A 17,267-nucleotide genomic window follows, 5' to 3' on the forward strand; every position below is an offset into this window, starting at 1 on the left:
CACGCCCCTGACATCGTGGTCGGTGCGCGGTGCGAAGTTGCGGTTACAGTGGCCGGGCAAGTAGTGCTCGTGCTCGGAGGGGACCGGTGGTGGAACAGGTATTCCAGGTCGATTTGCGTGGTGTGGTCGACCTGCTCAGTCACCACCTGTACGGCAGCCCGCGGGTGTACGTGCGCGAGCTGATGCAGAACGCCGTCGACGCGAGCACCGCGCGCCGGACGCTGGACCCGTCGGCGCAGCTCAGCGTGCGGATCGAGACCGCCGACCGGACCGGCGACCGCAGCATCAGGATCCACGACACCGGTATCGGGCTCACCGAGGCCGAGGTGCACACCTTCCTGGCCACCATCGGCCGCAGCGGCAAACGCGACGATCTCGGCTTCGCCAGGCACGAGTTCCTCGGCCAGTTCGGCATCGGCCTGCTCTCGTGCTTCCTGGTCGCCGACGAGGTCACCGTGCTCACCCGCTCCGCGCGCGGCGGGCCGACGGTGCGCTGGACCGGCTTCGCCGACGGCCGCTACCGGGTCGAGCCCGCCTCGCGGGAACGCGAGGAACCGGGCACCACGGTGATCCTGACGCCCCGGCGCGGCGCCGAGCAGTGGCTCACCGGCGCCACCGTCACCGAGCTGGCCGCCTTGTTCGGCAGTCTGCTGCCGTTCGAGGTCACCGTCGACGGGCGCTCGGTCACCGAGCCCGAGGTGCCGTGGCGGGCGAACCACCCCACTCCCGACGACCGCAAGGCCGCGCTCGCCGCCTACGCCGAGGACACCTTCGGTTTCACGCCGTTCGCCACGTTCGATCTCAGCTGTGCCGAATCCGGCGTCACCGGCGTGGCGTTCGTGCTTCCGCAGCCGGTCAACCCGGCGGCCAAGGCCGGGCACCGGGTGTATCTCAAGCGGATGCTGCTGGCGGAGAGCGTCAGCGGGCTGCTGCCCGACTGGGCGTTCTTCGTGCGCTGCGTCGTCGACACCACCGAGCTGCGGCCGACCGCGAGCCGGGAGGCGTTGTACGAGGACGACCTGCTCGAATCCACCAGGGAGTCGCTCGGCGGGCAGATCAGGGACTGGCTGGTGGAGCTGTCCACCGCCGACCCGGCCGCGCTCGCCCGCTTCCTGCGCGTCCACGACCTGGGCGTGAAGGCGCTGGCCCTGCACGACGACGACATGCTCCGGCTGGTCGACCGCTGGCTGCCGGTGGAGACCAATGCCGGGCAGATCCCGCTCGCGGAGTTCCGCCGCCGGTTCGGTGGCATGCGCTACACGCCGTCGGTGGAGGAATTCCGCCAGCTCGGCGGGGTGGCGGCCGCGCAGGGCCTCGGCCTGGTGAACGGCGGCTACACCTACATCACCGAGATCCTGGAGCGCCTGCCCGCGCTCGATCCCGAGATCCAGGTGACCCGCCTGGACACCGCCGCCCTGGCGACCCACTTCGACCTGGTCGACCCGGCCACCGAACTCGCGCTGCGGCCCTTCCTGACGACCGCCCAGCGCGTGCTCGACCGGCTCGACTGCGAGGTCGCGCTGCGCACGTTCGATCCGCCTTCGCTGTCGGCGCTGTACCTGCTCGACCGCGACACCCAGCATCGCGCCGAACTGCGGGCCACCCGCCAGGTCGCCGACGAACTGTGGGCCGATGTGCTCGGCGCCTTCGATTCCGGTCAGGACGGCGACCGGCCGCAGCTGGTGCTCAATCACCGTAATCCGCTGGTGCGCCGCATCGCCGGGCTCGCCGACACCCGGTTGGTGACCATGGCGGTCGAGGCGCTCTACAGCCAGGCACTGCTCCAGGGCCAGCATCCGATGCGGCCGGTGGACACCGCGCTGCTGAACAAGTCGTTCGTCGGGCTGCTCGACTGGGCAGTGCACGATCCGCAGGGAGAGCTCTGATGTCCGAGTCCGCCGACGACCTGTGGCGGCTGCTCGCCCAGGCCGGTCACATGCCCTACGGCGACGCCAAAGACGCACTGCTGGAACAGGTCCTGCGACACGCCGAAGCGGGCGGGCACACCGACATCGCGTTCAACACCCGGATGCGGTTGATCGCCGCCTACGCCCAGGGCATGAGCCCGGCCAAGCTGTTCGTCCCGTTCGCCCGCTGCCTGGCCGACTACGACCGGGAACCCGGCGCCTACGACGACTGGGTGGCGGGATCGCTGCGCTGGGATTTCAAGTTCGCGGTGCGCGCGATGACGAACTTCCCCGAGGTGCCCAAGGATCGGGCGCTGGCCGCGCTCGACCAGATGGAGCAGCGCTACCGCGTGGAGGGCCAGAGCCCGCAGGCGGTGTACGCCTACCGGCACTATGTCACCGAGCACCTGGGCGAGCTGGACGAGGCCGAGCGCTGGTACGAGAGATGGTGCACCACACCGCGTGACGAGAACTCCGACTGCGCCGGCTGTGACCCGACCGGCAAGGTCGCCTGGCTGGCGAGCCGGGGTCGCGACGCCGAGGCCGTCGACCTGGCCGCCCCGGTCCTGCGTGGCGAGCTGAACTGCGATGAGCAGCCCCAGCTGATCCTCACCGCGCTGCTGCTGCCCTACCTGCGCACCGGCCAGCTCGAGGCGGCGCGCGACGCGCATCGCCGGGCCTACCGGGTGCTGCGCACCAAGCCGCAGGACCTGCGGGCCATCGCGAGCCATCTCGAGTTCTGCGCGCTGTCCGGCAACCAGGCCCGCGGCCTGGAACTGCTCGACCGGCATCTCGGCTGGCTCGACCGGTCGCCGAATCCATCCGCCGCCATGGACTTCGCCGCCGCGGCCGCGCTGCTGCTGCGCACCGTCGAGGACGCGGGCCACGGCGACACCGTCGTCCGGCGGCCCGCGCATCTCGACCGCCCCGCGGCCGAATCGACCGCGCGCGCCCTGCGCGCGGAACTGACCGCCGAGGCCTTGGCGATCGCGGCGCGATTCGATCGGCGCAACGGCACCACCCACCAGACGGAACTGGTGCACGCGGTGCTGGCGAGCGCGCCGATCGTCGACCAGCTGCCGCTGTCGGCCGCCGCGGTGCACCGGGTGCCGGTCGAGCAGGCGCCCGCCCCGATCGAACTCCCCGCGCTGACCACCGCCGAGCTGATCGAACGGGCCGAATCGGGCCTCCAGCGCGATGCCACCACCGAGGTGACGGCGTTGATCCAGCGCCTGACCGAGGACGCCGAGCCCACCGATCCGCTGCTGGCGGGCAGGCGCGCGGCCGTGCTCGCGCGCGAGTCCGCCCGTGGCGACGACTGTCTCGCGACCGAATCCCTGCTGCGCCGCGCGATCGAGCACTACACCGCCGCAGGCGACGAGGATCACCGCCAGATCGGTCTCGGCAGGCTCGGCGTGCACCTGTGCAGGCACGGTGATCCCGCCGAAGCGACACCGCTGCTGCGCGCGTCGCTCGCGCACCTGGGCGCGTCGGCCGATCCTGCGGTCCGGGGCAACGCCGTGCTGCGGCTGTCCGGCGGTCTGCTCGACCTGTACGACCGTGGCCTGCTGCCCGACGATGCCTCCGCCGAGCTCCCCGAACTGCTCGACCGTGCCGACGCCGAGGCCGCCGCCTCGGGTGACGACGAGCTGATCGGTGATGCCGCCAAGCAGCGGCTCTTCCTGTCCGAGAACAATTCCCGGATCGACGACGCCGATGTCGCGGCACGGACGGCGATCTCGGCCTACCGCCGGGCGAACCTGCCGTTCCGGGCCGCGACCACGCTGTACTACCTGGCCGGAATCCACCGGGCCGCCGGTGATTTCACCGCCGCCCTGGCCGCGACCGACGAGGCGCTGCCGCTGCTCGACGCGGACACCCGCGTCGGTTTCCGGACGGCCCTGTTCGCCCGTCGCGGCGATCTCCTGCTGTTGCTCGAGCGTCCCGCCGAAGCGGTCGGCGAGCTGCTCACCGCCATCGCGATCGGCGCACCCGCCGGTCTGCCCCAGTTGCCGTACGCCCAATGGGATCTGGCCATCGCCTACCGGGCCACCGGGCAGCTGCTCGATGCCGCCGAGCAGGCGGAAGCGGCGATCACCGCGCTCGACGGCGCGGGCGCGGGCGGCGCGGCCCGTGGCTGCCGCTACCTGCTGGCCGGTCTGCACCGCTCGCTCGGCGAGCCCGATCAGGCGCTCGCCGTGTACGACGCGATCATCGAATTCGACCGGGCCGTCGAGGATCTCGGTGACGAGGCGTACGTCCTGGCCGAGACCGCCGACCTGCTCGACGCACTCGACCGCGACGCCGAGGCCGCCGAACGCTACCGCCTCGCCGCCGAGGTGGCGGCGCGGGTCGACGATCCGATCCGGGTCGCCTACTGCCGCTACAGCGCCGCGCTGTCCCTGCACTGGTCCGGTGATTCGGCGGGCGCGGTCGCGGCCGTCGAGGTCGCCGACGCCGCGCTGGCGGCGCTCGCCGCCACCGGCCCCGACGCCGATCTGCTGTGCTGGCACCGGGCCAGGCTCGACCACAATGCCGCCCGAATCCTGCACGCCGCCTATCGTTTCCCCGAAGCCCTCCCGCGCGCCGAAGCCGCCGCCGCCGGGTTCCGCGCGATCGAGGTCATCGATCGGGCGGTGCGGGCCGACTACGACCAGGCCAGGATCCTGCTCGACCTCGACCGGACCGCCGAGGCCGAGAAGGTCCTCGCCGGTGCCGTCGCCGAACTCGACGACACCCACCCCGCCTACGGCCTGCTCACCACCCTGCTGACCGAAACCCGCTCCAGACTCGGCTGATTCGAAGGACTCCACGCGATGCAACCGCTCGGCAGCGACGATCCACGCCAGATCGGGGCGTACCGGCTGCTCGGCGTCCTCGGCGCCGGCGGCATGGGCAAGGTGTACCTGGGCCGCAACGCGGGCGGACGCACGGTCGCGGTGAAGGTGATCCGGCCGGATCTGCTGGGCGACCCCGAATTCCGGGCCAGGTTCCGCCGGGAGGTGGCCGCCGCGCGGCGGGTCGGCGGTGCCTGCACCGCGCCAGTCCTCGACGCCGATGTCGACGCCGATCCGCCGTGGCTGGCCACCGGTTACGTCGCCGGACTCGCGCTCTCGGACGCGGTGTCGCGGTTCGGGCCCTTCACCGAACCGTCGTTGCTCGCGCTCGGGCACGGGCTGGCCGAGGCGCTGGTGGCCATTCACGGCGTCGGCATCGTGCATCGCGATCTGAAGCCGTCGAATGTGCTGCTCGCCGTCGACGGGCCCAAGGTGGTCGACTTCGGGATCGCGCGCGCCGTCGAGGACACCGCGCTCACCACCACCGGAAAGGTCATCGGCTCACCGGGTTTCATGTGCCCGGAGCAGGTCACCGGTGAACCGCTCGGCCCCGCCTGCGACGTGTTCGCGCTCGGCGGCGTGCTGACCTTCGCCGCCTCCGGCCACGGCCCGTTCGGCACCGCCGAGATCGTGCAGATGCTGTTTCGCATCGTCTACGAGGAACCGCGCCTCGAGGGCGTGCCCGCGCGCCTGCGTCCGCTGGTCGCCGCCTGCGTCGCCAAGGACCCCGCCGCCCGCCCCACCCCGCAGCAGGTCCTCGCCGAGCTCACCGCCATCGGCCTGCCCGAGCGCACCGGCTGGCTACCACCGGCCGTGCTCGAGGACGTCAGCAGGCGCGCGGTCATCCTGCTCGACCTCGACTCCGGCCCGGCCGACCCACCTGTCGGACCCAGCGCAGCGCTCCCCCCGACATGGTCGAACACAGGCGGCCAGGCATCCTTCCCCGGCCTCACGGGCTCCGGTGGGCAGACCCCGCTGCCAGGTGCTGCTGCGGGCTTCGGCGGCCCGGCGTCGTCGCCCGGGATGGCTGCGGGCGTCGCCGGCCCGGCGTCGTCGCCTGGCATGGCTGCGGGCTTCGGCGGACAAACGCAGCTGCCCGGGTCCGGGTCGGGGTTCAACGGACAGGGCACGGCTGCGGGCTTCGGCGGGCATACGTCCTTCGCCGGCGGTGGGCCGGCGCAGGCCGGGTACGCGACGGTCCGTCGGCCCGCCGGTGACCTCACCGGCGGTACTTCCGCGCCCGGGCAGGCGTTGCGCCCGCCCGCGCGCCGCGGGCGCAACGCACTGGTGGCCGCGGCGGTGGTCGTGGCGCTGGCGGTCGCCGGGGGCGCGTTCCTGATCGGGGTCCAGCTGCGCGACCGATCGGACGGCAATAGCGTGGCGAACTCGACGTCGATCTCCACCAGCCACCGAGGTTCCGAGCTCCCACCCGCCACCGGAGCGCCGGTGTCGACCGTCCCCGCCGCGTTCGTGGGGAGCTGGCAGGGGCGGGCTGTCGACGGGCCGGTGCAGTTCGACATCACCCTCACCATCGACGACGGCAAGGTCGGGCAGAAGGTCGCCACCGCGTCGAATACCGGCGTGCTCTCCGGCGAGCGCTGCGAGCGCTCGGAAACCCTGGTCGAGGCCACCACCGACGGCCTCGTCCTCCAGGCGAAACTCACCGGCAAGAGCGCGAGTGGCTGTGTGGACGACGGCGCGACCTCGACGGTCACCATGGGCTCGAACGGCACCCTCACCTACCGCACGCCAGGGTTGCTCGGTGGCACCATCACCGGGTTCCTGCGGAAGTCCTGACCACCCGCGATGTCGATTGCCGGTCGTTTGCCGACCATGTGGAAACGGGAGCGAAACGGCGAAGCGGACACCGTACGCGGCCGGTGGTGGTTCACTACCACCACGAGCTTGTCTGGACTTTCGACCAATACATCACCCCTGGTGATGCCGATCTCAACTTTCCAGCCGTTGCTATCTGGGTCACTACTATGCCAGACTCTCGTCCCACACTGTGAAGCCGTCCGGTCTCACAATGTCCGGAGAGGGAGTGTGTTGAGCGAGCGGCAAGTGCGCGATGTTGCCACCCTCCCGACGGTTGCGCCGAAATCAGCCCCAGTCGACCAGCGTGAGCGCGGCGGCGGTCAGCAGGTCGACCAGTTCGCCGACCGGTGGCCGCGACTCGCGCAGCAGCCATTCGTGGGCCACGCCGTTGACCGCGCCGGTGAGCAGGCCGGTGGTGAGCTCCGCGTCGCCGCGCAGCCGCACCCCCTTGGCCGCCAGCGCCGTCTCGATCAGCGCCGACCAGGCATGCCTGCGCGCGCGACGATGGTTCTCCATCCGATCGCTGACTCCGACGACCTCGATCAGCGCCACCTGCGCGCGGTACGGGTCGGAGCCGAGCGATTCCAGGTACGCCCCCAGGCCGGCCCGCAGCGCGGGTTCCGGTTCGGTGTGCGCGACCACCGCCTGGACGACCGCGGCCGCGGCGTCGTCCTGGATGCGGTCGTAGGCGGCGATGAGCACGTCCTCGCGGGTCTCGAACTCCTCGTAGAACTGCCGCTTGGACAGGCCCGCCGCCGCGCACACCTCGGCGAGCGAGCACGTCGGGTACCCGCGTTCGGCGAAGATTCGCGTCGCTGCTTCCAGGAACCGCTGGCGCCGTTCGGCTTTACGCGCGACGACTGTACGACCCCCATACCGTCTGTCCGCTGTAGTCACCTCTCCAATGTATCTGAAACCCGGGATCACACTTACATTTCCGGGCTGCTTCAACCAATCCCCACAAAGAAGGACGGCTGACCAGTGCTGCGCACCCGAGGCTCGCGGACCGCATTGTCCGCTCTCGTACTAGCGGTGAGTGCCTCACTCGCCGCACCGGCGTCGACCATGGCTGCCCCGCGGCCTGCGGCTCAGCCGAGCGTCCCGGCGATCGCGGAGAACGTTCCCTCCGAGACGCTGGCCGCGCTGGCACCGTCGATCGTAAGCGCCATCTCCGCGCCCGCCCCCATCGCCGATGGCGCGCAGGCCGCGATCCTGGCTCAGGCCCGCGTGCTGCTGGCGACGCCCGGCATTCCCGCGCAGGTCAAGGCGACCCTCGAGAAGGTCATCACCTTCCTCGACGGCAGCGGCGGTGGCGGCCCCGAGCTCCCGCCGTCCGACGGCCCGCGGATCGCCCAGTTCCTCTACCCGACCATCGGTAAGGGCTGCATCGGCCCGACCTCCGATTCCGTCGGCACCGCGCTGGCCGTACCCGGCCCGGCCGAGCTGCCGCCGCCGGGGCCCGCCGCGGGCCAGACCGGTTTCGTGTTCACCGCGCTGGGTACCAAGACGCCGACCGTCGTGCAGAACCCGCCGATGACGGTGCAGTGGATCAACCTGGACAACCGGCGGACGGGCACCCAGCCGCTCACCACCGCGGCCGGGATCAACCCGGACGGGCCCGCCACCCTGACCGCCATCGCCGACACCGGCGCGGGCCGGGTCGCCGCGGTGATCACCGGTTCGCTCACCACGACCACCGCCGACGGTGACCGGACCTGCTCGTTCGCCCCGACCCTCGGGTTCTTCTCCGTCGCCTGAGCCGACGCCACGTATTGGAGTTTCGTTCAATGAAGTTTGCCGTCCCCGGCCTGGTCAGTGGCCTGGCCGGCGCGATCCTCGGGGTGATTGCCGTGCTCGGCATCACCGCGGGCGCGCAACAGAATTCGATCCCCGCTCCCGAGACCACCGCTGATCCCGGCTCCTCGGTGCTGGGCAACGTGCAGTACGGCAGCCGATGAGCAACGGGCGCAGGCTCATCGCCTGCATTCTCGTCGGCCTCGGCGCGCTGCTGCTCGCCGCCGCTGTCATGATCCCCACCTACACCGTGGACAAGGTCGCCAAGACCCCGCTGGACCTCGAGGTCACCACGATCGCCAAGAGCGTGCCGGGTGAACCCAGCATGGTGCTCGACTCGAAGTCCCTGGTCTCGCCCGACGGCGCGGCCAAGGTGGACAACGTCCCCGTCTCCTCGCAGCGCTTCCTCACGGTCCAGGAGCCGTCCGGCGCCGACGAGATGACCGTCCAGGCCGGCCAGACCCTGCGCCGCGACGACCGCGACGGCGACGCCGGCGTGCTCGACGCGAAGGTCGACCGGGTGACCATCGACCGCTTCACCGGCGAGCCGGTGTCGACCTCGCCCAACGGTTCGATCGCGGTCAACGTCGACAAGTCCGGTGCGTCGGTGGCCGATCCCACCAACCGCCAGGGCCTGCAGTACCGCTTCCCGATCGGCACCGAGAAGAAGTCGTACCCGTACTTCGACCTGAACGCCCGCGCCACCTTCCCGATCGATTTCGTCGAGGAGACGGAGATCAACGGGATGCCGGTCTACCTGTTCCGGCAGTCCATCCCGGTCACCAGCCTGCACGACGTCGCGCCGACCGCGACCAGCAAGCTGACCCTGCCCGCGGCCAAGTGGGGCCTCGAGGGCGACGGCGAGGTGACCATGCTCCGCTTCTACACCAACGTCCGCGAGGTGTGGGTGGAGCCGCGGACCGGCGCGGTCATCAAGGGCGGCGAGCAGCTGCACCTGTTCTACGGCCGCAGCGCCAACCAGGTCGACGTCACCGCGCTGAAGGCGCACCTCGTCTTCGAAGAGGACACCATCGAGGCGCAGATGGCCGTCACCCAGGAGAGCCTCGACAAGCTCGACCTGTTCGGCAAGACCCTGCCGATCATCCTGGGCATCCTGGGCGCGATCCTGCTCATCGCCGGCGCCGTCCTAGGCGTCCTGAGCTCGGGTGGCTCCACCGGTCGTCGCACCTACGACCCGCCCACCGAACAGATCCGTACCACGAACCTCTAGCTCGGTTCCCCTGCACAGCGCGGCCTCCCCGGATCACTCCGGGGAGGCTTCGTTGTTTCACGGCGTTGTTTCACGGTGCGTACGCGGCCCAGTCCGGCCGGTTCAGCAGGTCCGGATAGCGCTCGCTCATCCGCTCCCACCCGGCGGGCTCCGCGCGCCGCACGTAGTCGGCCAGGGTGCCCACGTGCCGGTAGCGATCGGTCGACGGCTCCAAGCGCGCGACCTGTCGCGAGTGCGCGTCGAGCACCCGCGCCGCCGCCGGATACTCGTCGAGCGTGAGACCCGCTCCCGCGCAGTAGGTCATCGCCGACAGCAGCACGGTGGTGTGGTGGACGAGGTCGAGATCGGGGTCGTCGGCGGTGATCGCGGTGGCGAGGTCGGCCGCGATCGCGACCTTCCCGGCGACATACCCGTCGAGATAATTGCCCCGGCACGAATTGCGCAACAACCAGTCCCGGACGGTCGAACCTGGGTGCTCGCACAGCTTCTCGACCACGATCTCCCGCCCCCACTCGTCGACCCGTGGGCCGAGCCACAGCAGCGCGGCGGTCCCGTCCCGGCACCGCGCCAACGCGTCGACGGCCAAGCGCGAGAAGGCATCCGACAGCAACCCGATCGTCCGCAACAGCGGAATGTCGGCGTCGTCGGGCACGGTGCCGAGCAGGGCGAGCCCGATCCACACCGCGCACCGGTCCGTTCCCCGGCGCACCAGCCAGCGCCCGGTCGCCCGCACCCGCTCGGCGTCGACCCGCAGCGCCGCGGCCGCCACATGCTCGTTCCGGTACGGCGGGACGTGCACGCTGTGACACTCCGCGGCCAGGTCGGCCGGTGACCGTACGGGGTCACCGAAATGCGCGTCGAGCAGCGCGGCCAGCTCCATGCCCTCGGCTCTCCAATGCCCGGAACGCGAAGGGGTGGCGTCGAATCCGTGCCACGGATCGTCGGGAAAGGGATACCCCTCTTGCGGCAGCGGCACATCAGGCGACTCGCGATGCAGGCGCATCGCGTGGTCGAACAGCGAAACCGGCGACGTCATGACGTGAAGGGTGCGAGGTCGAGCCGCGCGCCGACCGCCTGCCGCAGCCACAGCACCCGGAAATCGCCCCGCGCCAAGCCGGTTCGCGCGGTCGCTTCCCATTCCGGCTGGTTCAGCACGGTGAGGTACCGGTCGATCGCCTGCTCCCGGCCCCGCCACTCCCGTGTCGACGGCCGCCGGAGGTAGTCGGCGAGGTTCGCCAGATTCCCGTAGCGATGGGTTGTCGGTGCCAGGCGCGCCACATGTTTCGAGTGCGCCGTCAGGACGTTCGGCGCCGCCGGATACTCGTCGAGCGTGAGACCCATTCCCGCGCAGTCGGTCATCGCGGACAGCAGGACACCGGTGTGGTGGACGAGGTCGAGATCGGGGTCGTCGCCGGTGATCGCGCTGGCGAGGTCGGCCGCAATCGCGACGTCCGCCGCGAAGTACTGGTTGTGGTACTCCCCGTTGCACGATCGCCGCAACAGCCAATCCCGGGCGCGCAGACCGTAGGCGGCGCACAGCTTTTCGACGACAGTGACACGGCCCCAACCATCGACGCGGTCACCGAGCCACAGCAGTCCGGACAATCCGCCCCGGCAACGCACCATCGTGTCCGCCACCAGCGAACCGAAACCCTCCGACAACAGCCCGATCGTCTGCAACAGCGGGATGTCGCCGCCCTCGGGCGCGGTTTCGAGCAGTGCCAGTCCAATCGTCACCGCACAGCGATCGGTGCCCCGCCGGACGAGCCACCGGCCGGTCCGACGGACCCGCTCGATCTCCACCCGCCGGGCCGCGGCGACCACATGCTCGGTCCGGAACAGCGGGACGTGCACCTGATGACACGCGTCGGCCAGGTCGGCAGGCGTGCTGTCGGGATCGGCGAAATGCGCGTCGAGCAGGGCCGCGAGGTCGAGACCTGAGGTCCGTCGATCTTTCGGTCGGGGTGGTGTGTCCCCGCACCCGTGCCACGACTCATCCGGGTAGGGATCTCCGCTCCGCTCCAGCGGCGCGTCGGGTGATTCTCGATGCAGGCGCATCGCGTGGTCGAACAGGGAGGTCGGCGATCCGGGCAATTCCGTCCCGGTCACGTCGCGCATCAGGCGCGGGAGGACTCGATTCGATCAGTCATGGCGCTGATGCTGTCACACCGGGCGGAGCCAGGACAAGCCCTGGTCGGGACGGTCGAATGTTCGCCGTCAGTGAACCGGGGCACGGGCCGGAACAAACGGGTAGTCGACTGGGTTGAGTCAGCAAAGCTCAACTTTGGAAGGGTCGACATGACTACAGCTCAGAACCTGCCGGTGCTGTTCCTGACCGATCCGATCGTGCTGCCGGGCATGGTCGTGCCCATCGAATTGGACGAATCCGCGCAGGCCGCCATCGACGCCGCGCAGGCCGGGAAGACCGGCGCCGTGCTCGTCGCGCCCCGGCTGGACGAGGGGTACGCCTCCTACGGCGTCGTCGCCTCGATCGAGCAGGTCGGACGCATGCGTGGTGGCGCTCCCGCCGCCGTATTGAAGGCCGAGCGCAGGGCGCGGATCGGGCACGGTGTGACCGGGCCCGGCGCCGCCCTCTGGGTGGAGGCCGAACCGGTCGAGGAGGTGGCGCCCGACGAGCGGACCACCGAGCTGGCCGCCGAATACAAGAAGCTGGTCGTCGCGGTGCTGCAGCGTCGGGAGGCCTGGCAGATCATCGACATCGTCAACCAGCTCGACAACCCCGACGCCATCGCCGACACGGCGGGCTACGCGCCGTACCTGTCCAACGAGCAGAAACGGGAACTGCTCGAGACCCCGGATGTCGTCACCCGGCTGACCAAGCAGATCGAGTGGATCACCGAGCACATCGCCGAGGTGGAGGTCACCGACAAGATCTCCGAGGACGTCCGCGAGGGCATGGAGAAGAGCCAGCGCGAGTTCCTGCTGCGCCAGCAGCTCAACGCCATCCGCAAGGAACTCGGCGAGGACGAACCCGACGGCGCCGACGACTACCGCGCCCGCGTGGAGAACGCCGACCTGCCCGAGAACGTGCGCGCCGAGGCGCTGCGCGAGGTCGGCAGGCTGGAGCGGGCCAGCGACCAGAGCCCGGAATCGGGCTGGATCCGCACCTGGCTCGACACCGTGCTCGACCTGCCGTGGACGGTGAAGACCGAGGACAGCACCGATGTCTCGGCCGCCCGCGCCGTGCTCGACGCCGATCACCACGGCCTGGACGAGGTGAAGGACCGCATGGTCGAGTACCTGGCGGTGCGTTCGCGCCGGGCCGCCCGCGGCCTCGAGGTCGTCGGTGGACGTGGCTCGGGCGCGGTGCTCGTGCTGGTCGGTCCGCCCGGTGTCGGCAAGACCTCGCTGGGTGAGTCGGTCGCGAAGGCGCTGGGCCGCAAGTTCGTTCGCGTCGCCCTCGGTGGCGTGCGCGACGAGGCCGAGATCCGGGGCCATCGGCGCACCTACGTGGGCGCGCTGCCCGGCCGGATCGTGCGCGCGGTGAAGGAGGCGGGGTCGATGAATCCCGTCGTGCTGCTGGACGAGATCGACAAGGTCGGCTCCGACTTCCGCGGTGACCCGGCGGCGGCGCTGCTCGAGGTCCTCGACCCCGCGCAGAACCACACCTTCCGCGATCACTACCTGGACCTGGACCTCGACCTGTCGAACGTGCTGTTCATCGCGACGGCCAACGTCATGGACACCATCCCCGGCCCGCTGCTGGACCGGATGGAGCTCATCACCGTCGACGGCTACACCGAGGCCGACAAGGTGGCCATCGCCCGCGACTTCCTGGTGCCCCGGCAGCTGGAACGCAACGCGCTGACCGCCGAGGAGGTCTCGATCACCGACGCGGCGCTGCGCGAGATCGCGGCGAACTACACCCGCGAGGCGGGCGTGCGCCAGATGGAGCGACTGGTGGCGAAAGCCTTGCGCAAGGCGGCGACCCGCCTGGTGGCGGGCGACGCCGGCCGCCCGGACGAGCAGACGCTGGTCGACAACGGCTCGCTCGGCGCGGGCGCCGTGCTCGGGTACGACCCCGGGCTCGGCTACGACAACGTCATCGACATCGAGTCCGGCCCACAGCCTGCCGGTCGGCCGACGAATCTCGTGGTCGACGTCGACAACCTGACCGACTACCTCGGCCGTCCCCGCTTCACCCCGGACTCGGTGGAACGCACCGCCGTCCCCGGCGTGGCGACGGGTCTGGCGGTCACCGGCGCCGGTGGCGATGTGCTCTACATCGAGGCCAACGCCGCGGAGGGTGAGCGCGCCCTGACCCTGACCGGCCAGCTGGGCGATGTCATGAAGGAATCGGCGCAGATCGCGCTGACCTACGTGCGCTCGCACCTGGCGGAGATCGGCATCGAGCCGAAGGTCCTCGACCGCAACATCCACATCCATTTCCCGGCGGGTGCGGTGCCCAAGGACGGACCGTCGGCGGGCGTCACCATGGTGACCGCGCTGGTGTCGCTGGCGCTGGGCCGTCAGGTGCGCGGTGATGTCGGCATGACCGGCGAGGTCACGCTGAACGGCCGCGTGCTGCCGATCGGCGGCGTGAAGCAGAAGCTGCTCGCCGCCCAGCGCGCCGGACTGAAGACCGTCTTCATCCCGGCTCGCAACGAACCGGACCTCGACGAGGTCCCGGCCGAGGTGCTGGCCGCCCTGGACGTCCGTCCCGTCGCCGACGTGGCCGACATCCTGGCCTACGCCATCGAGCCGGTCGCCGAGCCGGCCGCCGACGGCAGCTTCGCCGTCAGCGCCTGACCCATCGAACCGAACGGGCCGTGCACAACCTGTGCACGGCCCGTTCGCGGTCCGGAATCGCTATCGGCTGACCGTGGGCGGCAGCGCGGGCGCTTCCTCGGGCACCGGGGTGACGATCGCGAGCTGGTCGGTGTCGTAGCTGTCCTGGTCGTCCTCGTCGAACCCGTCCTCGTCGTCGAACTCGGTGTCCTCGTCGGCGCCCGCCTCGGCGACCCGCTCGAGGTCCTTCTCGACCCGCCGCGTCGTGCCCTGCGCGACCGCGCACAGGATCGGCTCCTCGCCCTCGGTCTCGGCGTAGACGTCGCAGTGGGTGACCGCCTGGCGGCGGGTGGCGCCGAGCACGGTGGCGTGCACCCGCAGCCGTTCGCCCAGGGCGGGGCGCAGGTAGGTGATGGTGAAGCCGCCGGTCAGCACGTTGGGTCCGAGGACGGTGCCCGCGGCGAAGGTGAGCGCGTTGTCGGCCGCGTAGGCCAGCACGCCACCGTGCACGAAACCGAACTGCTGCCCGTGCTCGGGCTGGATCTCGATCACCAGTGTGGCCGCGCCGTCCCCGAATTCCGTGAGTTCGGTGCCGACGAGTCGGGCGAACGGTTGCGCGGCGAGTACCTGGCGGGCCAGGTCGAGGTCGAGGGTGGTGGCTTCGGTCGGCATCGGGTGTTCCGTTCTTCGAGCTCGGTCGTGACATCGGTTGGCGCGCTACGGATATTGCCATCCGAAGGTGAGTGACGAGTACGCCAGTGCCGCACCGCCGGGTGCGAAGGTTGCGCCGTTTTGTCGGTACCGTGCGGTAATACTTCAACCGTGCCCCAGTGGCTGCTGCATGTCGATCTCGACCAGTTCCAGGCGGCGGTGGAATTCCGGCGTCGCCCCGAGCTGCGCGGACAGCCGGTCATCGTCGGTGGCGAAGGCGATCCCGCGCAGCCGCGCAAGGTCGTCACCTGCGCGTCGTATCCGGCCAGGGCCTTCGGCGTGCGCGCGGGCATGCCGTTGAAGATGGCGCAGCGCAAGTGTCCGGAGGGTGTCTTCCTGCCGGTCGACATGGCTGCCTACGAGGTGGCCTCCGACGAGATCATGGCGACCCTGGGCCGGGTCGCCGGCGCCGTCGAGATCTGGGGCATGGACGAGGCCTTCGTCGCCACCGACGACGATCCGTGGCGCTTGGCCGCCGAGATCCGGCGCGCGATCACCGCGCTCGGCCTGACCTGCTCGGTCGGCATCGGCGACAACAAGCTCACCGCGAAACTGGCCACCGGGTTCGCCAAGTCGACCGGCAAGACCTCCGCCGAGCCCGAGCACGATCCGGGCGCTGCGGCCGGGGTGTTCGAGCTGACCGCCGCGAACTGGGCCGACCTGATGGGCCACCGCCCCACCGACGCGCTGTGGGGCGTCGGCGCCCGGATCGCCAAGCGCATGGCCGACCTCGGCATCGTCACCGTCGCCGACCTGATGGCCGCCGACCGGCAGCGCCTGGCCGCCGAGTTCGGCCCGAACACCGGCCCCTACCTGTGGGTCCTCGGACACGGCAAGGGCGACACCGAGCTCTCGACCACCCCGCGCATCCCGGTGGGCCGCAGCAAGTCCGAGACCTTCCCGCACGATCTCACCGACCCCGACGAGATCCGCCGCGAAGTGGCCCGCCTGGCCACCGAGGTCGCCGAGGAGATGATCGAGCACCACCGCATCAGCACCCGCGTTGCGGTCACCGTCCGCACCAAAACCTTCTACACCCGCAGCAAGCAGCAGAAACTCCCCCAGCCGACCTCCGACGTCGCCACCATCGTCCACACGGCCCTGGCCATCATCGACCGCTTCGACCTCGACCGCCCCGTCCGCCTGCTGGGCGTTCGGCTCGAACTCCTGCCGCCCGAGCCGGACCGTTGATCGTATGCTCGAACCCATGGATTACTCCGCGATGGTTGCCCGTGAATCCGACGGTGGGATCGTGCTCGCTCGTGAGCAGGTCGGGGAGGATTTCCTCGGCGAAGGCGAGGTGACGATCAAGGTCCATTACTCGAGCGCCAACTACAAGGACCTGCTGGCGATCACCCCGCGCGGCGGCGTGGTGCGCAACTATCCGATCGTGCCCGGTATCGACCTCACCGGCGAGGTGATCGCGTCCGAGTCCGACGATTTCGCCCCTGGCGACCAGGTGATCGCGCACGGCTACGAGATCGGCGTCTCCCGCAACGGTGGCTTCGCCGAGTACGCGCGGGTGCCGGCGGAGTGGGTGGTGCGCCTGGACGGCCTGGACACCCGCGACGCCGCCACCATCGGCACTGCGGGCTTCACCGCGGCGATGAGCGTGCAGGCCCTGCTCGACAACGGCCTGACCCCCGACGACGGCGCGGTCCTGGTCACCGGCGCGACCGGCGGTGTCGGCACCGTCGCCATCGACATCCTGTCCGGCCTCGGTTTCGAGATCATCGCCTCCACCGGCAAGACCGACGCGGGCGACCTGCTCGCCGAGCTCGGCGCCAACGAGGTCATCGGCCGCCTCCCGCTCGACCCGGACGCCAAGCCGCGCCCGCTCAACAAGGCGCAGTGGGCCTCGGCGGTGGACAGTGTCGGCGGCGCTTCGCTGGCGCACGTCCTGAGCTCCATCGGCTACGGCGGCGCCGTCGCGGCCAGCGGCCTCACCGGCGGCGCCGAACTGCCCGCCACCGTGCTGCCGTTCATCCTGCGCGGGGTCAGCCTGATCGGCATCGACTCGGTCTTCCTGCCCATCGAGAAGCGGCGCGCGCTGTGGACCGCGCTCGGCAAGGAACTGCGTCCCCAGCATCTCTCGACGATCGAGTCGTTCGCCCCGATCACCGAGGTCGGCGCGGTGCTGCAGTCGATCAAGGACGGCACCCACTCCGGTCGCTCGGTGATCGGCGTCGCGGGCGAGTTCTGAGCGACGCCCGCCGCGCG

Annotated in this window: 12 protein-coding genes and 1 pseudogene; 9 read left to right on the plus strand and 4 right to left on the minus strand. The window is 70.7% G+C overall.

What is annotated here, in order from left to right; all coding sequences use genetic code 11:
- Positions 1-86: 86 nt before the first annotated feature.
- From AB0H54_RS01040 to AB0H54_RS01050, 3 genes are read left to right on the plus strand one after another with little or no spacing between them, the layout of a single operon-like run.
- Positions 87-1,886 carry an HSP90 family protein gene (locus AB0H54_RS01040; RefSeq protein ID WP_357341932.1) on the plus strand — a complete coding sequence of 600 codons (1,800 nt, stop codon included), beginning with the start codon at positions 87-89 and terminating at the stop codon, positions 1,884-1,886.
- Positions 1,886-4,705: a hypothetical protein gene (locus AB0H54_RS01045; RefSeq protein WP_357341934.1), complete on the plus strand. Its 2,820-nt coding sequence runs from the start codon at positions 1,886-1,888 to the stop codon at positions 4,703-4,705. Before AB0H54_RS01040 ends, AB0H54_RS01045 begins: the two co-directional genes overlap by 1 nt.
- Positions 4,706-4,723: 18 nt before the next feature.
- Entirely contained in the window at positions 4,724-6,541 is a 1,818-nt protein-coding gene (locus tag AB0H54_RS01050; RefSeq protein ID WP_357341936.1) for a serine/threonine-protein kinase, read from the plus strand.
- Between the two features lie 306 nt (positions 6,542-6,847).
- Here the strand turns inward: AB0H54_RS01050 and AB0H54_RS01055 are convergent, their stop codons facing one another.
- Positions 6,848-7,459 (minus strand): TetR/AcrR family transcriptional regulator, encoded by a 612-nt coding sequence (locus AB0H54_RS01055; RefSeq protein ID WP_355275237.1) that lies wholly within the window; start codon positions 7,457-7,459, stop codon positions 6,848-6,850.
- Positions 7,460-7,543: 84 nt separating this feature from the next.
- On the opposite strand from AB0H54_RS01055, the gene AB0H54_RS01060 reads away from it, so the two are divergent.
- From AB0H54_RS01060 to AB0H54_RS01070, 3 genes are read left to right on the plus strand one after another with little or no spacing between them, the layout of a single operon-like run.
- Positions 7,544-8,320, plus strand: a complete 777-nt coding sequence (locus AB0H54_RS01060; protein WP_357341938.1) for a hypothetical protein — start codon at positions 7,544-7,546, stop codon at positions 8,318-8,320.
- 29 nt (positions 8,321-8,349) lie between these two features.
- Positions 8,350-8,520, plus strand: coding sequence for a DUF2613 domain-containing protein (locus AB0H54_RS01065; protein WP_218718357.1), 171 nt, complete (start codon positions 8,350-8,352; stop codon positions 8,518-8,520).
- Positions 8,517-9,587: a DUF3068 domain-containing protein gene (locus AB0H54_RS01070; RefSeq protein ID WP_357341940.1), complete on the plus strand. Its 1,071-nt coding sequence runs from the start codon at positions 8,517-8,519 to the stop codon at positions 9,585-9,587. Before AB0H54_RS01065 ends, AB0H54_RS01070 begins: the two co-directional genes overlap by 4 nt.
- 70 nt (positions 9,588-9,657) lie before the next feature.
- Here AB0H54_RS01070 and AB0H54_RS01075 read toward each other — a convergent pair whose 3' ends face one another.
- A complete protein-coding gene (locus AB0H54_RS01075) occupies positions 9,658-10,623 on the minus strand; it encodes a hypothetical protein (protein ID WP_357341942.1) in 966 nt (321 codons plus the stop codon).
- Positions 10,620-11,696 (minus strand): hypothetical protein, encoded by a 1,077-nt coding sequence (locus tag AB0H54_RS01080; protein ID WP_357341944.1) that lies wholly within the window; start codon positions 11,694-11,696, stop codon positions 10,620-10,622. The genes AB0H54_RS01075 and AB0H54_RS01080 overlap by 4 nt, the downstream gene beginning before the upstream one ends.
- Before the next feature lie 189 nt (positions 11,697-11,885).
- On the opposite strand from AB0H54_RS01080, the gene lon reads away from it, so the two are divergent.
- Complete coding sequence (lon, locus tag AB0H54_RS01085) at positions 11,886-14,357, plus strand: endopeptidase La (RefSeq protein ID WP_357341946.1); 2,472 nt, start codon at positions 11,886-11,888, stop codon at positions 14,355-14,357.
- Positions 14,358-14,600: 243 nt separating this feature from the next.
- Here lon and AB0H54_RS01090 read toward each other — a convergent pair.
- Positions 14,601-15,008 (minus strand): annotated as a pseudogene (locus tag AB0H54_RS01090) (PaaI family thioesterase); the annotation flags it as partial.
- A 150-nt stretch (positions 15,009-15,158) separates the two neighbouring features.
- Here AB0H54_RS01090 and AB0H54_RS01095 point away from each other — a divergent pair.
- On the plus strand, positions 15,159-16,238 hold the full coding sequence (locus AB0H54_RS01095; protein WP_357341948.1) for a DNA polymerase IV: 1,080 nt from the start codon (positions 15,159-15,161) through the stop codon (positions 16,236-16,238).
- A 16-nt stretch (positions 16,239-16,254) separates the two neighbouring features.
- Positions 16,255-17,250, plus strand: a complete 996-nt coding sequence (locus AB0H54_RS01100; protein WP_357341950.1) for an acryloyl-CoA reductase — start codon at positions 16,255-16,257, stop codon at positions 17,248-17,250.
- The last annotated feature ends 17 nt before the right edge of the window (positions 17,251-17,267 follow it).

Source organism: Nocardia sp. NPDC050718 (assembly GCF_040654235.1).
GTDB lineage: Bacteria > Actinomycetota > Actinomycetes > Mycobacteriales > Mycobacteriaceae > Nocardia.